At 65.7% G+C, this 20,724-nt stretch carries 22 protein-coding genes; 17 read left to right on the plus strand and 5 right to left on the minus strand.

The annotated features are described in order from the left end of the window. Positions 1-160: 160 nt before the first annotated feature. A complete protein-coding gene (locus tag QM682_RS16305) occupies positions 161-988 on the minus strand; it encodes an EAL domain-containing protein (RefSeq protein ID WP_415131610.1) in 828 nt (275 codons plus the stop codon). 92 nt (positions 989-1,080) lie between these two features. On the opposite strand from QM682_RS16305, the gene QM682_RS16310 reads away from it, so the two are divergent. Beyond that, positions 1,081-1,662, plus strand: a complete 582-nt coding sequence (locus QM682_RS16310) for a DNA-3-methyladenine glycosylase I (RefSeq protein ID WP_415131612.1) — start codon at positions 1,081-1,083, stop codon at positions 1,660-1,662. Here QM682_RS16310 and QM682_RS16315 read toward each other — a convergent pair. Then, entirely contained in the window at positions 1,637-2,179 is a 543-nt protein-coding gene (locus QM682_RS16315; protein WP_415131614.1) for a TlpA family protein disulfide reductase, read from the minus strand. The genes QM682_RS16310 and QM682_RS16315 overlap by 26 nt on opposite strands. Positions 2,180-2,202: 23 nt before the next feature. On the opposite strand from QM682_RS16315, the gene argH reads away from it, so the two are divergent. The 5 genes from argH to QM682_RS16340 all read left to right on the plus strand — a co-directional run bounded on the left by argH (position 2,203) and on the right by QM682_RS16340 (position 7,928). Beyond that, positions 2,203-3,633 (plus strand): argininosuccinate lyase, encoded by a 1,431-nt coding sequence (argH, locus tag QM682_RS16320; RefSeq protein ID WP_415131616.1) that lies wholly within the window; start codon positions 2,203-2,205, stop codon positions 3,631-3,633. Beyond that, complete coding sequence (locus tag QM682_RS16325) at positions 3,630-3,782, plus strand: hypothetical protein (RefSeq protein WP_415131618.1); 153 nt, start codon at positions 3,630-3,632, stop codon at positions 3,780-3,782. The genes argH and QM682_RS16325 overlap by 4 nt, the downstream gene beginning before the upstream one ends. Then, the gene (locus tag QM682_RS16330; RefSeq protein WP_415131620.1) at positions 3,763-4,038 is read left to right on the plus strand and encodes a DUF2834 domain-containing protein; all 276 of its coding nucleotides are present in this window, start codon (positions 3,763-3,765) and stop codon (positions 4,036-4,038) included. Before QM682_RS16325 ends, QM682_RS16330 begins: the two co-directional genes overlap by 20 nt. Further along, a complete protein-coding gene (gene lysA, locus QM682_RS16335) occupies positions 4,038-5,303 on the plus strand; it encodes a diaminopimelate decarboxylase (protein ID WP_415131622.1) in 1,266 nt (421 codons plus the stop codon). Before QM682_RS16330 ends, lysA begins: the two co-directional genes overlap by 1 nt. A 123-nt stretch (positions 5,304-5,426) precedes the next feature. Continuing rightward, on the plus strand, positions 5,427-7,928 hold the full coding sequence (locus QM682_RS16340; protein WP_415131624.1) for a DUF4175 domain-containing protein: 2,502 nt from the start codon (positions 5,427-5,429) through the stop codon (positions 7,926-7,928). A 77-nt stretch (positions 7,929-8,005) separates the two neighbouring features. On the opposite strand, the gene QM682_RS16345 is transcribed toward QM682_RS16340, so the two are convergent. After that, positions 8,006-8,974, minus strand: a complete 969-nt coding sequence (locus QM682_RS16345) for a zinc-ribbon domain-containing protein (RefSeq protein ID WP_415131626.1) — start codon at positions 8,972-8,974, stop codon at positions 8,006-8,008. 157 nt (positions 8,975-9,131) lie between these two features. Between QM682_RS16345 and QM682_RS16350 the strand changes: the two genes are divergently transcribed. The 6 genes from QM682_RS16350 to QM682_RS16375 are packed head-to-tail and all read left to right on the plus strand — an operon-like array spanning position 9,132 to position 13,821. Continuing rightward, positions 9,132-9,806, plus strand: coding sequence for a cell division ATP-binding protein FtsE (locus QM682_RS16350; RefSeq protein ID WP_415131628.1), 675 nt, complete (start codon positions 9,132-9,134; stop codon positions 9,804-9,806). Further along, positions 9,803-10,732 (plus strand): cell division protein FtsX, encoded by a 930-nt coding sequence (locus tag QM682_RS16355; RefSeq protein WP_415131630.1) that lies wholly within the window; start codon positions 9,803-9,805, stop codon positions 10,730-10,732. The genes QM682_RS16350 and QM682_RS16355 overlap by 4 nt, the downstream gene beginning before the upstream one ends. Further along, positions 10,732-11,511: a lysophospholipid acyltransferase family protein gene (locus QM682_RS16360; protein WP_415131632.1), complete on the plus strand. Its 780-nt coding sequence runs from the start codon at positions 10,732-10,734 to the stop codon at positions 11,509-11,511. Before QM682_RS16355 ends, QM682_RS16360 begins: the two co-directional genes overlap by 1 nt. Beyond that, positions 11,489-12,091 carry an MSMEG_1061 family FMN-dependent PPOX-type flavoprotein gene (locus QM682_RS16365; protein WP_415131634.1) on the plus strand — a complete coding sequence of 201 codons (603 nt, stop codon included), beginning with the start codon at positions 11,489-11,491 and terminating at the stop codon, positions 12,089-12,091. Before QM682_RS16360 ends, QM682_RS16365 begins: the two co-directional genes overlap by 23 nt. A 33-nt stretch (positions 12,092-12,124) precedes the next feature. Further along, a complete protein-coding gene (locus QM682_RS16370; protein WP_415131636.1) occupies positions 12,125-13,063 on the plus strand; it encodes an ABC transporter ATP-binding protein in 939 nt (312 codons plus the stop codon). After that, positions 13,060-13,821, plus strand: coding sequence for an ABC transporter permease (locus QM682_RS16375; protein ID WP_415131638.1), 762 nt, complete (start codon positions 13,060-13,062; stop codon positions 13,819-13,821). The genes QM682_RS16370 and QM682_RS16375 overlap by 4 nt, the downstream gene beginning before the upstream one ends. Positions 13,822-13,901: 80 nt before the next feature. Here the strand turns inward: QM682_RS16375 and QM682_RS16380 are convergent, their stop codons facing one another. Then, entirely contained in the window at positions 13,902-14,036 is a 135-nt protein-coding gene (locus QM682_RS16380) for a hypothetical protein (protein WP_415131640.1), read from the minus strand. A 139-nt stretch (positions 14,037-14,175) separates the two neighbouring features. Continuing rightward, a complete protein-coding gene (locus QM682_RS16385) occupies positions 14,176-14,619 on the minus strand; it encodes a hypothetical protein (RefSeq protein ID WP_415131642.1) in 444 nt (147 codons plus the stop codon). 133 nt (positions 14,620-14,752) lie between these two features. Between QM682_RS16385 and rimO the strand changes: the two genes are divergently transcribed. The 5 genes from rimO to QM682_RS16410 all read left to right on the plus strand — a co-directional run bounded on the left by rimO (position 14,753) and on the right by QM682_RS16410 (position 20,544). Further along, entirely contained in the window at positions 14,753-16,123 is a 1,371-nt protein-coding gene (gene rimO, locus QM682_RS16390) for a 30S ribosomal protein S12 methylthiotransferase RimO (protein ID WP_415131644.1), read from the plus strand. Between the two features lie 103 nt (positions 16,124-16,226). After that, positions 16,227-16,766 (plus strand): hypothetical protein, encoded by a 540-nt coding sequence (locus QM682_RS16395; protein ID WP_415131646.1) that lies wholly within the window; start codon positions 16,227-16,229, stop codon positions 16,764-16,766. Between the two features lie 106 nt (positions 16,767-16,872). Further along, complete coding sequence (locus tag QM682_RS16400) at positions 16,873-17,730, plus strand: sulfotransferase family protein (RefSeq protein WP_415131648.1); 858 nt, start codon at positions 16,873-16,875, stop codon at positions 17,728-17,730. A 75-nt stretch (positions 17,731-17,805) separates the two neighbouring features. After that, positions 17,806-19,461, plus strand: coding sequence for an energy-dependent translational throttle protein EttA (gene ettA / locus QM682_RS16405; RefSeq protein ID WP_415131650.1), 1,656 nt, complete (start codon positions 17,806-17,808; stop codon positions 19,459-19,461). 108 nt (positions 19,462-19,569) lie between these two features. Next, positions 19,570-20,544 (plus strand): hypothetical protein, encoded by a 975-nt coding sequence (locus QM682_RS16410; RefSeq protein ID WP_415131652.1) that lies wholly within the window; start codon positions 19,570-19,572, stop codon positions 20,542-20,544. Positions 20,545-20,724 lie beyond the last annotated feature (180 nt).

Below are 20,724 nucleotides of genomic sequence, written 5' to 3' on the forward strand. Positions count from 1 at the left end.
TTATCGGTCGTCTTTTCCCGCCCGTCTTTCTTGTCCAAATATCCCGGGGTCCGGGGCAGCGCCCCGGTCCGACCTCTCGCCTGGACCGCCCCGCCCAAGCAGGCGGCATGCCTTCAAGCCGCGCTCTCAACCTTGAATGCCTACAAGGATCAAAAAAACCTCAGGACCGGCGCGCAGCCGAACTGGGCGAGCGCCAGGGCGGCACGATGGTCGGGGCACCGAAATAATAGCCTTGCAGGCAGTCGATCCCGGCATCGATCAGGAAGGCTGCGTCATCCGCCGTCTCGACCGATTCCGCCACCGTGAACATATCGAAGTGATGCGCGATCGCCTGCAAGGCCCGCGTCAGCACCTGGTTGTCCCGTTCGCGCGCGATTTCGCGGATGAACTGGCCATCTATCTTGATCATGTCGAAGCAGAAATCGCGCAGATAACGGAACGAGGTATAGCCCGCGCCGAAATCGTCCAGCGCGAAGCTGACCCCCTGACCCTGCAATTCCTGCATGAAGCGGCTGACCATCTCGGGCATGCCCATGGCCGAGCTTTCGGTGATCTCAAGGATCAGACGCTCGGGGATGCTGCTGTCATTGCCGATACCCTCTCGCAGCGTGCGCAGCCAGGCCGGATAGCCGATCGAGCGCGCGGACATGTTCACCGACAGCCGGATGCCCGGCTCCTTGGCCAGGGTCTTCAGCCCCAGGGACAGGGACAGGCAGTCGATCTGCCGCCCCAGTTCGGTGGTTTCCGCCAGCGGCATGAAGTCGCGCAGCGGCACGATTCGCCCGGTTTCGTCGATGATGCGGATCAGCCCTTCATGGAAGGCGACATTTTCGGGCCGGTCGGACTGGACCACCGGCTGATAGGCCAGCACCGCGTCCCGCCGCGCCACCGCGCGGCGCACGGTTGCCATTGTGACCCGCGATTGCTGGTCCACGGCGAAATCCAGGGGTGAGCCAAGCTCGGGCGGGGTTTCAAATTCGTCAGTCATGCCAAGGACTCCTGTCTTCAGCGAAAGTCTGGCGATCATCTCCTAAGATCGCGTAAACCTCGGGCTGTTTCTGGACTCAGGGTTAACGACTCATGACTGATCAACGCTGCGCCTGGTGCGGGACCGATCCGCTTTACACCGATTACCACGACCACGAATGGGGCGTGCCCGAGCGCGATCCGCGCGCGCTTTGGGAAAAGCTGGTGCTGGACGGGTTCCAGGCGGGGCTGAGCTGGATCACCATCCTGCGCAAGCGCGAGAATTTCCGTGAGGCCTTCGAGGGCTTCGATCCCGAGCGCGTCGCCCGCTGGGACGAGGCGAACATCGCCCGCGCCCTGCAAAACCCCGGCATCATCCGCCATCGCGGCAAGATCGAGGCGGCCGTCAAGGGTGCGCGCATCTTCCTGGACATCGAGGCGTCCGAGGGGTTTTCGCCCTATATCTGGTCCTTCGTGGGCGGACGGCCGATCCAGAACGAATTTGCCGGCATGGGCCAGGTCCCGACCAGGACGCTCCAATCCGAGGCCATGTCCAAGTCATTGAAGAAACGCGGGTTCAATTTCTGCGGCCCGGTGATCACCTATGCTTTCATGCAGGCTTGCGGTCTGGTCAACGACCATATGACCGATTGTCCGCGGCACGCCCGCGTCAAGGCGCTGTCGCTTGGCGGATGACCGCCTCGGCCGCATCCGACGCCCAGTCCGCCCCGCCCATCAGCCGGGCGATTTCGTTGCCGTCGCGGTCGATCAGCACCGTGACCGGCATGCCCATCACCCCCATCTGGCGCGCAAGCGCCTGGCGCGGGTCCAGCAGCACGGGCAGGTGCTCGATCTTCTCTTCGGCCAGGAAACGCTTGATCTGGGGCGGTGGATTGTGGCCGGCGGCGATCGCCAGGACCTGGAAATCCGCGCCCCCCATCTGGGCCTGCAAGGCATCCAGAGAGGGCATTTCCTCACGGCAGGGGGCGCACCAGGTGGCCCAGAAATTCAAGAGCACCACCTTGCCCCGGTAATCGGCCAGGGAATGGGTGCCGCCCTCGGGATCGGTGAAGGGGGTCGCGGGCACTGGCGCGGGGGTCGTCTGCACCAGCTTGGCAAGCCCCCCCTCATGCGCGGCCTGCCAGTCGATTTCCCCGCCGAACGCCGCGTTTGCACCGACAAGCAGCGCCGTATAAAGAACCGACCAACGCATTCCACCCCCTTGAGGCACAAGTCATGACCGAGCAATCCAGCCGCAGCGCCAACCAGATGTGGGGCGGACGCTTCGCCGCCGGCCCGGACGCGATCATGGAGGCGATCAACGCCTCGATCGGCTTCGACCGGCGGCTTTACGCCCAGGACATCCGGGGCAGCCGCGCCCATGCGGCGATGCTGGCTGCGCAAGGCATCATCAGCACTAGCGATGCCGAGGCCATCGGGGAAGGGCTGCTCACGGTCTTGTCAGAGATCGAGGCCGGGGATTTCCCCTTCCGCACCGAGCTGGAAGACATCCACATGAACGTGGAATCGCGCCTGAAAGAGATCGTGGGCGAGCCGGCGGGGCGGCTGCACACCGCGCGGTCCAGAAACGATCAGGTGGCGACGGATTTCCGGCTGTGGGTGCGTGACCAGGCCGATGCGGCGATCCAGGGGCTGGACGCGCTGATCCGCGCCGCGCTGGCCCAGGCCGAGAAGGGGGCCGATTGGGTCATGCCCGGCTTTACCCATCTGCAAACCGCCCAGCCCGTCACCTGGGGCCATCACATGATGGCCTATGTCGAGATGTTCGGCCGCGACCTGTCGCGCTTTCAGGACGCGCGCAAACGCATGAACGAATCGCCCCTGGGCGCGGCGGCGCTGGCCGGCACCGGCTTTCCCATCGATCGTCAGGCGACGGCAAGGGCGCTGGGTTTCGACCGGCCGATGGCCAACAGCCTGGATGCGGTCAGCGACCGGGATTTCGCGCTGGAATATCTGTCGAGCGCGGCGATCTGTGCCGTCCACCTGTCGCGGCTGGCCGAGGAACTGGTGATCTGGTCCTCGGCCCAGTTCCGTTTCGTCACCATGTCTGACCGCTTCTCGACCGGCTCGTCGATCATGCCGCAGAAGAAGAACCCCGATGCCGCCGAACTGATCCGCGCCAAGATCGGCCGCATCCTGGGCGCGGCCGTCGCGCTGTTCGTCGTCATGAAGGGCCTGCCCCTGGCCTATTCCAAGGACATGCAGGAGGATAAGGAACAGGTCTTCGACGCGGCCGACAACCTGATGCTGGCGTTGGCGGCGATGACCGGGATGCTGTCGGATCTGAGCGCGAACCGCGACCGGCTGGAGGCGGCGGCGGGTTCGGGCTTTTCCACCGCGACGGATCTGGCCGACTGGCTGGTGCGCGAGGCGGGGCTGCCCTTCCGCGACGCCCATCACGCGACCGGCGCGCTGGTCGCCATGGCCGAGAAAGGGGGCGTGGACCTGCCCGACCTGACACTTGCGCAGATGCAATCGGTCAATCCGGCGATCACGGAGGCGATTTACGGTGTTCTGGGCGTGCATAACTCGGTCGCCTCGCGCATGTCCTATGGCGGCACGGCGCCGGCGCAGGTCCGTGCCCAGATCGCGCGCTGGAAGGAAAAACTGGGCCAGGAAAAACTGGGAGAGGAGAAACCGGCATGACGCAATCGATTCTGCTGGCGGCTTTCGTGCTGATACTGGCGACCCTGGCCGCCTGCGGTGTCGATGGTCCGCCGACCCGCCCCGATACCCCCCAGCCGGGGCTTCAGATCAGCGGCGAGGCGCGGGCCGGTGTCGCAGGCGCGCTTTGACCTGACCTTGCTGCGGCTGATCTGGCTGGCGCTGGCGCTGCTGGGCGCCGCGGCCGCTTTTCTGGCGGGAGAGGCGCTTTGGGCGCGCGCCACGCCGGGGGGCATTGTCGCCCAGATCGCCCTGGCGCTGTGGTGTCTGGTCGAGACCATGGTGCGTCGCAACTGGGCCGCGCTGCTGACCCTTCCCGCGCTGGCGCTGGGCCTTGGCTGCGCGCTGCCGCTTTATCTTTTCATCCGCTCTCGCAGGATCATCTGATGGATCATTTCAACTACAAGGGCGGCGAGCTTCATGCCGAGGACGTGCCCCTGTCTCGCATCGCGGCCGAGGTGGGAACCCCGGTCTATGTCTATTCCGCCGCGACCTTGACGCGGCATTTCAACCTGTTCCGGCAGGCACTGGACTGGACCGATCACCTGGTCTGCTTCGCGGTCAAGTCGAACAGCAACCTGGCGGTGCTGAAGCTTCTGGGCGATCTTGGGGCGGGGATGGATATTGTCTCGGCCGGGGAATATGCCCGCGCCAAGGCGGCAGGCGTGCCGGGTGAGCGTATCGTCTTTTCGGGGGTCGGCAAGACCGAGGCCGAGATGCGCATGGTGCTGGAAGGCGGCATCCGCCAGTTCAACGTCGAATCCGAACCCGAGCTGGAACTGCTGTCCCGCGTGGCCTTGGACATGGGGCAGGTGGCGCCGATCGCCGTGCGGGTGAACCCGGACGTGGATGCGAAAACGCATGAGAAGATCGCCACCGGCAAGTCGGAAAACAAGTTCGGCATCCCCATCGCCCGCGCGCGCGAGGTCTATGCCCGCGCGGCCGCCCTGCCGGGGATAAGGGTGGTGGGCATCGACATGCATATCGGCAGCCAGTTGACAGACCTGGAGCCGTTCCGCCAAGCCTATGCCAAGATGGCCGACCTGACGCGCGCCCTGCGCGCCGACGGCCATGACATCCGGCGGCTGGACATGGGCGGCGGCCTTGGCATCCCCTATCGCCGCGACAACAACGCGCCGCCCCTGCCGCTGGAATACGGCCAGGTGATCCGCGAGGCGGTGGGCGATCTGGGCTGCGAGGTCGAGATCGAGCCGGGCCGCAACATCTCGGGCAACGCGGGGATCCTTCTGTCCTCGGTCATCTATCTGAAAGAGGGCGAGGGGCGGGATTTCCTGATCCTTGACGCCGCGATGAACGACCTGATCCGCCCGGCCATGTATTCGGCGCATCACGACATCGTTTCGGTGGTCGAGCAGCCCCCCGGCGCCCCGGTCGCGGCCTTCGATGTGGTGGGGCCGGTCTGCGAGACCGGCGACACCTTCGAGAAGGCCGTGGAACTGCCGAAGCTGGGTGCCGGGGATCTGGTCGCGCTGCGCTCGGCGGGGGCATATGGCGCGGTGATGGCCTCGGAATACAACTCCCGACCGCTGGTGCCCGAGGTTCTGGTCAGCGGGGATCACTTCGCCGTCATCCGCGCGCGCCCGACGCTTGAGGAAATGCTGGGACGCGATACCATCCCGGAATGGCTATAGGCATCGCCTTTCCGCGCGTGGTCGCCGGGGATTTCCCCCCCGCCGGCTGCGGCGTTGCTGCCGGGGGTTTCACACCCCCGGACCCCCGTGGGATATTTGGGCAAGGAAGAACGAGGGGAGCCGGTGGATAGGTCCGAGCCCCGCAGCCTGCGCCGCGCCATCGGCCTGACCCGCGCCGGGATGTGGTGGGAGGCCGTGGCCGCCAGTTTCTGGCCTTTCGCGGTGCTGCTGGTGCTGGTCTGGGCGGCGCTGGGTTTCGGGATCGCCGAGGTGGTTTCCAATGCGGTGCTGCCGGTGCTGGCGGGGGCTGTCCTGGTGGCGCTGGGTGCGGCGCTGGTCTGGGGGCTGCGGCGGCTCCGGTTTCCGAGCGAGGGCGCGGCGCGGGGGCGGGTCGATGCGACCTTGCCGGGGCGGCCGCTATCCGCATTGCGCGACCATGTGGCGATCGGAGCCGACGATCCGGGCGCCGAGGCGCTGTGGCGGGCGCATCGCGAATGGATGCGGGCCGAGGCGGCGCGGGCGCGCGCGGTCCTTCCCGATGCCGGGCTGCGCTGGCGCGATCCGGTGGCGCTGCGGCTGGCGGGGCTGGTTGCCTTGGTCATGACGCTGGTTTTCGCGCCTGCGGGGCGGTTCGGGCAGGGCATCGCCGCGCTTGGAGCCAGCTTTCGCCCCGTGCTGGAACATGGGCCGGATGTCGCTGCCGCGCCTTCATGGGAGGGTTGGGCCGAGCCGCCCGGCTATACCCGCCGCCCGACCATCTATCTGAACGCTCTGCCGCTTGCGCAGGCGCTGGAGTTGCCGCAGGGCACCAAGCTGAGCTTTCGTCTTTACGGCGAGGGGGTGCGGATTTCGCAGGATGTCGGCAGGGCGGCTGCGGGCGGCGATTCCAGGGCGCCCGAATTCACGGCCGAGCGCAGCGGTATTCTTGAGGTCGCGGGCCGCGCCTTTCCCCTGACCGTCATTCCCGATGCGCCGCCCACCGTCGCCCCCGTGGTGGCGCCCGAGCGCCGGGCGGATGGGCGCTTTGTCCAGCCCTTTTCGGCCCAGGACGACAATGGCGTGACGGGAGGGCGGGCGGTGATCGCCCTGGACATGGGCCGGATCGACCGCCGCTTCGGCCTGGCCCCGCCGCCCGAGCCGCGCGATCCGGTCGAGATCGAGCTGCCTCTGCCGATTGGAAATCGCAAGGAGATCCGGGGGCAGATCGCGACGGATCTCTCGCGCCATCCCTGGGCCAATCTGCCGGTGACCGTCTCGCTTGAGGTGCGGGACGGGATCGACCAGATCGGCCGCTCGGCCCCGGCGGCGATGATTCTGCCGGGGCGGCGCTTTTTTGATCCGCTGGCCGCCGCGCTGATCGAATTGCGGCGGGATCTGCTGTGGTCGCGCGCCAATGCGCCGCGCAGCGCCGAGGTGCTGCGTGCGATAAGCTGGCAGCCCGAGGGTTTCATGGACCCCGCCCTGGCCGAGGGGCTGCAAGGCGCGGTCGGCCAGCTTGAGGGTGGCCCCTTGACCGACGAGGCGCGCGGCAAGCTGGCGCAGCTTTTATGGGACGCGGCCATCGCGCTGGAGGACGGGGGGCTTGCCGATGCCCTGGCGCGGATGAGCCAGGCGCAGGAGCGGCTTTCCGAGGCCATCCGAAACGGCGCCAGTCCTGACGAGGTGCGGCGTCTGATGCAGGAACTGCGCCAGGCGACCGACGCCTATATCGACATGCTGGCGCAGCGCGGCCAGGACCCGGCCGAGAAATTCGACCGCTCGCCCCGCCAGCAGGGCCAGCAGATCACCGGCGACCAGATCCAGCAGATGATGGATGAGATCCAGCGTCTGATGAACGAGGGCCGCATGGCCGAGGCGCAGGAGCTTCTGGAGCAGTTCAACCGCATGATGCAGAACATGCGCGTTACCCAGGACCAGGACGGGCAGGGCGGGCGGCAGCGCCCCTCGGACCGGCTGGCCGAGACGCTGCGCCAGCAGCAGCGCCTGGCTGACGAGGCGATGCGGCAGATGCAGGACCAATACGGCCAGTGGCAGCAGCCCCAGGACCAACCGGGAGAGGGGCAACAGCAGCAGGGCCAGGATCTGGCCGACCGCCAGCGCGCGCTGCGCGAGGATCTGGGCCGGCAGCGCGGCCTGCTGCCCGGTCTCGGCACTTCGCAGGGCGAGGAAGTCCGGCGCAACCTGGATCAGGCCGGCCGTGCCATGGAGGAGGCCGAGCAGGCGCTGCGCGACGGCGATCCCTCGGGCGCGATGGAGCGCCAGGCGCAGGCGATCCAGGACATGCGCGAGGGGATGCGCGCCTTGGGCGATATGCAGGCCCAGGCCCAGGGGCAGGAGGGCCAGCCGGGGCAGGGCAGCCAGCAGGGTGGGCCGGACGGCCACTCGGGTCAGGCGCAGGGGCAGCGCGGGCTGGCGCGGAACGACCAGGGGCCGCATACGGATCCGCTGGGCCGCACGCTGGACGGGAATGGCAACCAGTTGGGCGGCGGCGACCCCCTGGCCGAAGGGCCGGACCCGGCGCGCCGGGCCCGCGACTTGCAGGACGAGATCCGCCGCCGCAGCGGCGAGCGTGCCCGCCCGCAGGACGAGCGCGACTATCTGGGCCGGCTGCTGGAGAATTTCTGAGCCGGGTCACGCAACCCGCGCCGTTTGGGCCTGCACCTTCAGAATGCACCTTCAGGTCGGGCCTTCGGGCTGGGCTTTCAGGTCGGGTCGCCGGATACCAGATCATGCAGCCACAGGCGGAAGCCGTCGATCCGCTGGCGCCAGTCCTGCGCGGCCTCAAGAGGGCTGCCCGGCGCCGGTCGGGGAGGCAGCGCGTAAAGCGCCAGGAAGGCAAGCGCCAGGACCACCACCAGGCCAAAACCCAGGGCATAGCGGCCCCGGCCGGACGTGGACGTGGACGTGGACACGGGCTGGGCCGGGACGGGGATCGGGGACGCTTCCGGCTTGGGCCTTGGCGGAGCGGGACGGGAGCTTTCGTCCACCGGAAGCGGGCGTGTCAGCGTGGCGGCCAGCCGCGCCGCATCGGGCAGCTCGCGCGGCTTGGGCGGTGCTTCGTCGGGTTCCGTGATCGAGGCCACCGGCTCGGGCAAGGCGGTTTCGGCGGCGGGATGCAGCGGCTTTGCCTGTGCCTCGGGCTGGGGCGGCGGGGTGTTCCGGCCGGTGCCGGTGCTGGGCCGCAGCGGCGGCGCTTCGGGCGCGGCATCTGCGGGCAGCGGATCACCGGGCAGGATCACGGTCGAGACCGGCCAGGCGATCGGCGCGTGCAAACCGGCGGGAGGCAAGCCGTTATCAGCCTCCGGTTGATCGGTCCGTGGCGCGGGTGCATCCTCATGGATCGCGGAAATGTGATCCGCCGTGCCCTGCGGGTGGGCATCGCCCGCACGGGCGGTCAGTTCGCGCGTGGCTTCCTCGCGCAGGATCGACAGGACCGAATCGTCCAGCGGCCGGCTCAGCGCGGGGCGCGGCGCCTCGGCATCGGCGGTGGGCGTGGCCATGCTGGGCATGAGCGAGAGCGGCGCGGGTTCGGCGGGGTTTTCCGGGGCCGAGGCCGCTGCCTGGTGCCAGACATGGCCGCATGCCGAACACTCCACCTCGCGTCCGGTGCTGGGGATCACCGCGTCGGGGATGTCGTATTGGGCTTGGCAGCGGGGGCAGGTCAGGCGCATGGGCTGGTCTTTCTTGCTCGGTCGGGATCTGGCGCGCAGTTCTGCCTGCGTCTCGCATTTGCCGCAGGACTGTTCTATCAAGCCGCGAACCGCGCGCCAAGCAGCAGGCCAGCGTGCGCAGAGGCGGCCACGCGCCGGCACGGAAGGAACCCGAGCAGTGATCGAGATGCAGAACCTGACCTTCGGCTATAGTGGGGGCGAGCCGCTGCTTGCGGATATGTCCCTGACCTTGCCGCCGGGATCGTTCCACTTTCTGACCGGGCCTTCGGGATCGGGCAAGACGACGCTTCTGCGGCTTTGCTATGCCGATCTGCTGCCCTCGGCGGGGCGGATGCTGGCCTTTGAGCAGGACGTGACCGAACTGTCGCGCGACGGGATCGCGGCCTTGCGCCGGCGGGTCGGCGTGGTCCATCAGGACACGCAATTCCTGGACCATCTGCCGGTCGCCGAAAACATCGCCCTGCCGCAGATCGTCGCGGGCGAGCAGGTGGACATGCAGGCGCTCTCGGATCTGCTGAGCTGGGTGCAACTGACCGGCCATGCCCGCGCCATGCCGCCCGCGCTGTCGGGAGGAGAGCGCCAGCGCGCCGCCCTGGCGCGCGCGGTGGTGCTGTCGCCGGATCTGATCATCGCGGACGAACCGACGGGAAACCTGGACTGGGACATGTCCATGCGGCTGATGCAATTGCTGATCGAGTTGAACCGCTCGGGCAAGTCGGTGCTGTTCGCGACCCATGACCTGAACCTGATCCGCGCGGCCAAGCAGCAGGTGCAGGCGCGGGTGCTGCGCATCGTGGGCAAGAAGCTGCAACTGGCGGGGGCAGACCTGTGAGGAAAGTCGATCTGAAATCCCTGGACCTGGCGGCTCTGTGGCGGGGCCTGACCAAGCCCGACAATTCCGCCGCCGACCGGGTGGTGCCGCCGACCGGCTTTACCGCGCAACTGACGCTGTTTTCCGCCGGAGCGATGGGTTTTCTGGCGGTCTTCGCGTTGGCCCTGGCGCTGGCGACGGGGCGGCTGGCCGAACGCTGGTCCAGCGAACTGGCGCAGACCGTGACCGTGCGCGTCTCGGCCCCGGTGGACCAGTTGGATGACCAGACCGCCACGGTGATGGAGGTGCTGCAAACCACCCCCGGCATCGCCCAGGCAAGGCTTCTGCCCGAGGACGACGTGGAAAAGCTGCTGGAACCCTGGTTCGGCCCCGATGTCCCGGTCGAGGCGCTGCCGGTGCCGCGCCTGATCGAGGTGACCGAGGGCGCCGAGGGTTTCGACGCCGAGGCGCTGCGCCTGCGTCTTCAGGGCGAGGCGCCCGGAGCGGTGCTGGACGATCACACCCGCTGGCGCCAGCCTCTGGTCAGCGCGGCGAACCGGCTGCGGGCCTTGGGGCTGATCTCGCTTCTGCTGATCGCGGCGACGGCGGGGGCGATGATCACGCTGGCCGCCCGCGCGGCGCTGGCGGCGAACGACCAGGTTATCCGCGTGCTACGCCTGATCGGGGCGCGCGACATCACCATCGCGACGGCCTTCGTGCGCCGCTTCACCCGCCGCGCGGCGCTGGGTGCGGGTGCGGGCACGGTGCTGGGGGTGCTGGCGGTCTGGTCGCTGCCCGCGATGGATCAGGCCGGAGGCTTTCTGACGGGCCTCGGTTTCCAGGGCTGGGGCTGGCTCTGGCCGGTGCTGGTGCCGGTCGCGGCGGCGCTGATCGGTTTCTTCGCGACCCGCTGGGCGGCGCTGAAGATGCTGCGAGAGGTGCGCTGATGGACATCCGTTACCGGCCCGGAGCGGCGGGGGTGCTGGCCTGGCTAAGGACCGGGCTTTACTATGTCTATATCTCGCTCGCCACGCTGGTGCTGGGGGTGCTGGGCCTGCCCCTGGGCCTGCACGGCCGGGCGGCGGCGAACAAGGTCGCCACTATCTGGCTGGGCCAGATGCTGGGCGCCGCCCGCGTGATCCTGGGCGTCAGGGTCGAATATCGCGGCACGCCGCCGGCGGGAGACATCTTGATCGCCTCGAAGCATCAAAGCTTTCTGGACATCCTGGCCCTGTCCCACGCCTGCCCGCGCCGCACGTTCGTGATGAAGCGCCAGTTGCTGAACGTGCCGATCATGGGCTGGTTCGCCCGCCGCGTCGGTTGCATCCCGATCGACCGCGCCAAGGGCAAGGACGCGCTGCGCCAGATCCTGACCGAGATCCAGGCGGCGCAGGCCAGCCCCGAGGGCCTCGGCCAGTTGATCGTCTACCCCGAGGGCACCCGCACGCCGCCGGGCCAGGGCCTGCCCTACAAGCCCGGCGTCGCCCTGATGCAGCGCGCGACCGGCCTCGCCATCGTGCCGGTGGCGGTGAACTGCGGCCTGTTCTGGCCCAAGCGCGGCTTTCCGATCCGAAGCGGCACGGCGGTGGTCGAGTTCCTGCCCGCGATCCCGCCCGGCCAGCGCGTCGAGCCGCTGCTGGCGACCTTGACCGAGCAGATCGAGCCGGCCAGCCTGCGCCTGTTCCAGCTTGCCGGAGGTGCGGATGCGCTGGCTGACCGCGACTGACCTGCCGGCGATCTATGGCACCCCGGCCGCCCCGTCGCTGCGCAAGGTGGCCGATCATGTGACCCCGGACTATGCCCGTCTGCTGGCGGCGTCGCGCTTTTGCGTGCTGGCCACGGTCGGGCCGCGCGGCGTCGATGCCAGCCCGCGCGGCGACGACGGCCCGGTGGCGCTGCTGCTGGATCCCAGGCATGTCGCCCTGCCCGACTGGAAGGGCAACGAGCGCATCGATTCCATCCGCAATATCCTGGCCGACGGCCGCGCCAGCCTGATGTTCGTGATCCGCGGCTCGGGCCAGGTGCTGCGGCTGCGGGGCGCGGCGCGGGTGACCGACGATGCCGAGTTACGCGCCGCCTTCGACCGCGACGGAAAAAAGCCGCGCACGGTCATTGTGTTGCAGGTCGCCGAGGCTTACTTCCAATGCGCGCGCGCCGTGATGCGGGCCGGGCTGTGGACCGGCGCGGATGACAGCGCGGGCCTGCCCAGTCCGGGACAGATCCTTGCGGCCCTTACCTCGGACGAGGTGGGCGGCCAGACTTATGACGCCGAATGGCCGGAACGCGCCCGCCGCAGCCTGTGGTAGCCCCGAGCCCGGCCCCAAGCGAAAGTGGGCGGCATGACCGCGATCATCGACATCGACCACCTCTCGAAACGCTATGACAGCGGCACCTTCGCGCTGAACGACGTGTCCCTGCGGATCGACGAGGGCGAGATCCTGGCGCTGCTGGGCCCGAACGGCGCCGGCAAGACCACGCTGATCTCGATCATCTGCGGGCTGGTGCGGCCGACCGGCGGCACGGTGCGCGTCGGCGGCCACGACATCCGCAGCGACTGGCGGGCCGCCCGCAAGCTGATCGGCCTGGTGCCGCAGGAAATCGCGCTGGAACCCTTTGAAAAGGTGATCGACTGCGTGCGCTTCACCCGCGGGCTTTACGGCGCCCCCCCGGACGAGCCCTATCTGGAAAGCCTGCTGAAAAGCTTGGCCTTGTGGGACAAGCGCGAGGCCCGCACGCGCGAGCTTTCGGGCGGCATGAAGCGGCGGGTGCTGATCGCCAAGGCGCTGGCGCACCGGCCCAAGGTGCTGTTTCTGGATGAGCCCACCGCCGGCGTGGACGTGGCCCTGCGCCGCGAGATGTGGCAGGTGGTGCGCGAATTGCGTGCCCAGGGCGTGACCGTGATCCTGACCACGCATTACCTGGAAGAGGCCGAGGACATGGCCGACCGTATCGGTGTCATCGACCGGGGCCGGTTGCTCTTGGTCCAGTCCAAGGCCGAACTGATGGGCGAATTCGGCCGCAAGCACCTGACCGTCTCTCTGTCCCGGCCGCTGGCCGAACTGCCGCCGGAACTGGCGGGTCGGGGGCTTGAGGTGGCGGCCGACGGCATGGCGGTGACCTATAGCTATGACGCATCGGCCGAGCGCGGCGGCGTCGTCCGTCTGCTGGCCGAGATGGCGATCCACGGCATCGCCGTGCGCGATGTCTCGACCAAGCAGAGCAGCCTGGAGGATATCTTCATGTCGCTGGTCGGCGACCGGCAAGGGGAAAGTGCATGAACTGGCGTTCTGTCCGCGCGATCTACGGCCACGAGATGGCGCGCTTCTTTCGAACCATCTGGCAAAGCCTCGCCTCGCCCGTCCTGTCCACGGTGCTGTATTTCGTGGTCTTCGGCGCGGCCATCGGCGGCCGCATCCAATCGGTCGAGGGCATCGGCTACGGCGCCTTCATCGTGCCGGGCCTGATGATGCTGACCGTGTTGCAGCAATCGGTCAGCAACGCCAGCTTCGCCATCTTTTTCCCGAAATTCTCGGGCACGATCTACGAATTCCTGGTCGCGCCCGCCGGCTGGATCGAGGTCGTGCTGGGCTTTGTCGGCGCCGCCGCCAGCAAGGCGGTGCTGATCGCGCTGGTGATCCTGCTGACCAGCTTCTGGTTCAACGGCGTCCATATCGCGCATCCGTTCTGGATGCTGGCATTCCTGACCATGACCGCGCTGGCATTCTCGCTGCTGGGTTTCATCATCGGGCTTTGGGCCAAGAACTTCGAGCAGTTGCAGATCGTGCCGATGATGGTGATCACGCCGCTGGTGTTTCTGGGCGGCGCCTTCTACTCGGCCTCGATGCTGCCGCCGTTCTGGGAAAGCGTCGCCAAGCTGAACCCGGTGCTTTACCTGATCTCGGGCTTTCGCTGGAGCTTTTTCGATTTCGCCGACGTGCCGGTCGGGATGTCGCTGATCGCGGTCGGGTTGATGACGCTGATCTGCCTGGGGGTGATCCGCTGGATATTCGCGACGGGGTGGCGGTTGAGGGAGTGAGGGGTTTGGATGTCCACGGCCTACCTAATCGCAGCATCTCTGCGAAAGCTGGATTATTCCCGCCCCTTTCATGTCGCGGGTCAGGGTGAGCAGGGCGTTCCGGCGCGTGCCATGCGTCCGGCGTAATGTCCCAGCGCGCTGCCCTGCTGTTCCAGCCAGCGGTTGGCGGCCTGCCGTCCCTCGGCTCGGACGTGGTGATCGTATTCGAGGCGCATTTTGGACGTTTCTGCCGAAATCGAGCAGTCGCGACCCGCTTGGCTTTGCCCTTGCTCCTTTCCGCCGGCGGCCCCACCCAAAGAAATGCCGCCGTGGTCAGAATGATCCGTATGTCGTCTCTTTTCGGCCTGTCCGCCCTTACCGGCACAACCGCGTCTGCGGGTCCAGTCTGACATATTCGCGGGCGCTGATCCTGTGCATCTTCAGCGAGCGGTTCCAGCCGCCCAGCCATTTCTGCCGGATGCCGCCCCGGTAATAATTTCCCATGATCTCATCGACCAGAGGCGGGATGATGCTGGTGCCCGGAATCCGGGGCGCGTGAAAGCCCACCGTGGCCTTCGGTCCCAGACAGGCATTGGGCAGCGTGATATAAATCGTGCAGGCCGAGCGGCAATAGCCCCGCACCTCGACCGGGTGGCCGCTGCGCTGCAATTCGTTGCGGTAATTCACCGCCTCCATCACATTGCCGCCCTTGTTGTTCAGGATCACGACGGGTTTGCCGCGCCCCTGCGCCTGGGCGCCCGGCGCGGCCAGTATCGTCAGGCACAGGATCAGGCCGGCAAGTCGAAGGGGGCGGGTCATTGCGGTTCTCGCTTGGGATGGTCTGGGATGTTCTTAGCGCAGGAACGCGCGGCGCCAAATGACGTTCCGGCGAGCAGCGCCTGGGGCCGCCTTTCCGCTTAACAAGTGCCGCGCTTGGCCCTATATGCCGGCCATGAGCCAGAACCCGCCCCTGTTGCGCCCCGATCTAGCCCCCAGCCCGATCTTCGACACCACTCGAAGGGCAGGGCAACCGACCATCGGCATGGTCAGCCTTGGCTGTCCCAAGGCGCTGGTCGACAGCGAACGCATCCTGACCCGCCTGCGGGCCGAAGGCTATGCCATCAGCCCCGATTACAAGGGCGCCGGCGCGGTGATCGTGAACACATGCGGTTTCCTGGATTCTGCCAAGGCGGAAAGCCTGCACGCCATAGGCGAGGCGCTGTCGGAAAACGGCAAGGTGATCGTCACCGGCTGCCTGGGGGCGGAACCCGAATACATCACCGGCGCGCATCCCAGCGTGCTGGCGGTGACCGGGCCGCAGCAATATGAACAGGTGCTGGACGCGGTGCATTCGGCGGTGCCGCCCAGCCCGGACCCGTTCGTGGACCTGCTGCCGGCAAGCGGCGTCAAGCTGACCCCGCGCCATTACAGCTATCTGAAGATTTCCGAGGGCTGCAACCACGCCTGCAAGTTCTGCATCATCCCCGACATGCGCGGCAAGCTGGTGTCGCGCCCCGCCCATGCCGTGATGCGTGAGGCCGAAAAGCTGGTCGAGGCCGGGGTGCGCGAACTGCTGGTGATCAGTCAGGATACCTCGGCCTATGGGCTGGATCGGAAATATGCCACCGAACGCGGTCACCGCGCCCATATCACCGACCTGGCCCGCGATCTGGGCGGTTTGGGCGCCTGGGTGCGGCTGCATTACGTCTATCCCTATCCGCATGTGCGCGACCTGATCCCGCTGATGGCCGAGGGGCTGGTCCTGCCCTATCTGGATATCCCCTTCCAGCACGCCCACCCCGATACCCTGAAACGCATGGCCCGCCCGGCGGCGGCGGCCCGGACGCTGGACGAAATCGCGGCCTGGCGTGCGGCCTGCCCGGACATCACCCTGCGTTCCACCTTCATCGTAGGCTATCCGGGCGAGACCGAGGCAGAATTCCAGACCCTGCTGGACTGGCTCGATGAGGCGCAGCTGGATCGCGTCGGCTGCTTCCAATATGAAAACGTCAAGGGCGCGCGGGCGAATCTGCTGCCCGATCATGTCGCGGATGAGGTGAAGCAGGACCGCTGGAACCGCTTCATGGAAAAGGCGCAGGCGATCTCCGAGGCGAAACTGGCCGCCAAGGTCGGACGCCGCCTGGATGTGATCGTGGATTCGGTGGACCAGGACGGCGCCACCTGCCGCACCAAGGCCGACGCGCCCGAGATTGACGGCAACCTTTTCATCGACGAGGGTTTCGAGGCCCTGACCCCCGGCGATATTGTGACGGTGACGGTGGACGAGGCGGGGGAATACGACCTTTGGGGGCGGTTGGGCTAGGCCGCCCGCCCTTCGGCTGGCCGCAGGGGTTGTTCCAGCTTGACAGGGATATCGCCCCCGCTGGAAGCTCCTGCCGGTTATGTCATGATTTTGCGAGGTAGGGATGCGCGCTGGACTGGTGATCGCCAGCCTTTTGATCGTGACCGCATTGGGCGGTTGCTGGAAAGCTGCCGCGCCGCTGATGCCGGAAGCAGCGAAGGATCCGATCCCCGTCGCCGCCCAAAGCTATCGCACCACCACGGGCTTGACCTATACGCTTTTGGCGCGGAGCGGGAATGATCTGACCGTGCGGGTCAGATCCGCCGGAATCGCCTCGGGGCCGTTCAAAGGCGAGCCAAGCTCGAATGTGAACACCTATTCGGCGGATCTCATCCATGCGGCCAAGGCCGGAGAGCAGGTCTATCTGCTGCAAATCCAGGCGCAGCCGAAATGGGGGGACACGGAATACGGGGTGATCAAGATCAGGCGGGATGGCGTCATCCTGGCCTATGAGCTTCTTTGTGAGGGTGCGGCCGCCAGATCGCGCGGCACGAAAAAGGACCAGAGCGGCAATTGCGTTTTCTCAAGCTACAATTCCATGAAAGAGAACGCGAATAACCCGCGCCTGTGGAAGCAGATGGCGGTCCTGACGCCTGTGCGTTAGTCTAGGCGCGGCAGGGCGGGCCGGAACCCCGCCGGAAAACCCGGCCTTCCCCTGACTGCCGCTCTGGCTTAAGCAGGAGCGGAAGCACACGGCAAAGGCGAAGCGCATGAACTGGGATCCCGAAGGCAAGCCGCGCAAACCGGATTTCCTGGGGATCGGCGCGCAGAAGGCCGGCACGACTTGGCTGTCGCAGATGCTGTCCCAGCACCCCGAGATCTGGACCCCGCCCTTCAAGGAGGTCCAGTTCTTCAACCACCGCTTCAACGAAGAGCATCGCGCCTGGCTGCCATGGCATTACAAGCGCGGCCGCCAGAACATCGAGAAACGCTTCGCCCTTCGCGGCGAAGAGGTGCCGCCCGCGATGACCGCCTATCTGGACCGCATCACGCGCGAGCCGATGTTCACCAACCATTGGTATAAGCAGGTCTTCGCCCCCGCGCCGCGGGGCACGCGCAGCATCGACATCACCCCGGAATATTCCACGCTGCCCGAGGAGGGCGTCGATTTCGTCGCGAAATTCCTGCCGGATGCGAAGTTCATCTATATCATCCGCCACCCGGTGGACCGCGCCATCTCGCAGCTCAAGATGAACCTGACGCGCAAGGGCCGCAGCCCTCAATCGGTCGAGGACTGGCTGCGCGAGATCGAGGATCCGGTCCTGACCGACCGTGGCGATTACCAGACCTATGTGCCGCGCTGGAATGCCCGCTTCGGCCCGGATCGCATGCTTTATCTGCCCTTCGGCATGATCGGGCGCGACCCGCTGGCCTTTCTGCGCCGGGTCGAGGGTTTCCTGGGCCTGACCCCCTTCGCCTATCGCGACATGTCGAAAAAGGTTTTCGCCTCGGCCAAGGGGCTTTCCGTCCCCGACAAGGCCCGCGCCGCGCTGCGCGCCAAGCTGGAACCGCAGTTCGCCTTCCTGGACGATACTTTCGGCAAAAGCTTCACCGCGCAGTTTCGCTAAGCCGGGTGTTTCCCTTTGCCTGCGTCTGGACTACATATCCGGGCCAAACAGGGATTCAGCAGACGGGAACAGCGCATGGCCTCCTACCAGTATGTCTATCACATGGACGGGGTGTCCAAGACCTATCCGGGCGGTAAGAAAACCTTTGAGAACATCCGCCTGAACTTCCTGCCCGGCGTCAAGATCGGTGTCGTCGGCGTCAACGGCGCGGGTAAGTCGACGCTTCTGCGCATCATGGCCGGCATCGACAAGGATTTCACCGGGGATGCCTGGGCCGCCAAGGGCGCGACCGTGGGCTATCTGCCGCAAGAGCCGCAGCTTGACCCGGCGCTGAACGTGCGCGGCAACGTCATGGAAGGGGTCAAGGCCAAGCAGGCCAAGCTGGACCGCTATAACGAACTGGCGATGAACTACTCGGATGAGACCGCCGACGAGATGGCGAAGCTTCAGGACGAGATCGACGCCGAGAACCTTTGGGATCTGGACAGCCAGATCGACGTGGCCATGGAGGCCCTGCGCTGCCCGGCCGACGATGCCGATGTCGAAAGCCTGTCGGGTGGCGAGCGTCGCCGCGTGGCGCTGTGCAAGCTGCTGCTGGAAGCGCCCGACATGCTGCTTTTGGACGAACCGACCAACCACCTGGATGCCGAAACCATCGCCTGGTTGCAAAAGCATCTGATTGAATATCCCGGCACCATTCTGTGCGTTACCCACGACCGCTATTTCCTGGACGACATCACCGGCTGGATCCTGGAACTGGATCGCGGCCGGGGTATCCCCTATGAGGGCAATTACTCGGCCTGGTTGGAGCAAAAGGCCAAGCGGCTGGAACAAGAGGCGCGCGAGGACAAGGCCAAGCAGAAGACGCTTGAACGCGAATTGGAATGGATCCGCGCCGGCGCCAAGGCGCGGCAGGCCAAGCAGAAGGGCCGGATCAACGCCTATAACGAATTGGCCGGCCAGTCCGAGCGCGAAAAGTTGTCGAACGCCCAGATCATCATCCCGAATGGCGAGCGGCTGGGCAACAAGGTGATCGAGGTCTCGGGTCTGAAAAAGGCCATGGGCGACAAACTTCTGGTCGAGGATCTGACGTTCAGCCTGCCGCCGGGCGGTATCGTCGGCGTGATCGGCCCGAACGGCGCCGGCAAATCGACGCTGTTCAAGATGCTGACCGGCAATGAGGCGCCGGACGCGGGCGAAATCAGCTATGGCGACACGGTGAAACTGTCCTTCGTCGATCAATCCCGCGACGCGCTGAACCCGAATGCGACGGTTTGGGAGGAAATCTCGGGCGGGGCCGAGCAGATCGTGCTGGGCGACGCGACGATGAACAGCCGCGCCTATGCCTCGGCCTTTAACTTCAAGGGCGGTGATCAGCAGAAAAAGGTGGGGCTGCTGTCGGGCGGCGAACGCAACCGCGTTCACATGGCCAAGCTGCTGAAATCCGGTGGCAACGTGCTGCTGCTGGACGAACCGACCAACGACCTGGATGTGGAGACCTTGCAGGCGCTGGAAGCCGCGCTTGAGGATTTCGCCGGCTGCGCGGTGATCATCTCGCACGACCGTTTCTTCCTGGACCGGCTTTGCACGCATATCCTGGCCTTTGAAGGCGACGCCCATGTCGAATGGTTCGAGGGCAACTTCGAGGATTACGAGGCCGACAAGGTGCGCCGCCTGGGAGCGGATTCCATTGAGCCGAAGCGGGTGAAGTATAAGAAGTTCACGCGGTAGACGGTCAGAACGCTAACTTTGCGGGCATTATCTCATCCAACCTTTTGAGCTTAAGGTTGGGTGAAATTCTTCGTATTCAAATTGGCGTTGTCGAGATGGTAATTGAGAGTGGTCGAGGATATTCGTCGTAAATTTAAGGAATTTTTACGCTCGCGCACGAGTGGACGATGTATGTATACCCCTCCTGGCGGTCAGTCTTGTAGCGGCAAGGCGATAGACTCCCATTCTGTGCAGGGGAAAGGTCCGCTTTCTTCAATAGCTGAAAATGGGCATGTCTATGCGATTCAAAACGGTGTGGTCGATGGCTTGCCAGAGGGGCGGGTTGTTGATTTCAAGCGCATCGGTGTAAGGAAAGCTTCGGTGTTTCCGGGGTTTTGCAAAAGGCACGACTCTGAGCTGTTCAAGCTCGCTGAGCAGGAGAGCTTCGACTTCGACGAGAAAATTGTCTGCATGCTGCTATATAGGACAATTTGCCGTGAAATCGTAGCTGCGCGGGCGAATCTTAAATATGCTAAATATATCGGGATGCATGATAGAGGTGGGATTGCGGCCTACCAAATATATATGCGCTGGAAGGAGGTTTACGAACAGCATATATGGGGGCAACGAGCCGGAAATTTTGGGGCCGTTTGCTTCGAGCTTGCTCGGCCAGCGCCCTTCTGTGCGTCAGTTTGTTTCTCACCTCTTGCTACACCGAATGGAGTTCCGCTTTATATTCCAGTCTCGCCGCCTTTTCTGGGATTGTTTTGTGGAAAGTTTGGGGGAAAGAATTTACTCGTTTTGGGAGGTTTTTCTGATATCTTTGGGGCTAGAAATGCTTTCCTGCGAGAAGTTGTTGAAGCTTCCCAAGACAGAATCGGGGATATCGCTCTTAAATTATCACTTGAGGCAGGTGAAAATGTCTACTTTTCTCCTAAGTGGTGGGAAGGATTGAAAGATTCAGACAAGTCCCATCTAAAGTCTGTTTTTCTGTCCACTACCCCCTGGGGATCTTTCTATGACCGTGCAGTCGCGCGTCATCCGCTTAACCTCTTGGCTATCCTCGCAATCCGTCGGTTTGGGGTCGGGGTCGATAGTATATAACACTAACATCAAGCCTTCTCCTGCCGCAACGGCTTGAACTCCGTCTTGTGCGACGCCTCCCGCAGGGGGTCAGCTCCACCGCGCGTTCCTTGGCGGTCATGTCTCGGGCCAGGGGGCGGCGCTACGGATCAGGCCCACCGCCGGAAATCGCGCGGGCATCGGCGGGAAATCGACCTTACC

Origin of the sequence: Paracoccus sp. (in: a-proteobacteria), assembly GCF_047605025.1 — a bacterium.
Taxonomy (GTDB): Bacteria; Pseudomonadota; Alphaproteobacteria; order Rhodobacterales; family Rhodobacteraceae; genus Paracoccus.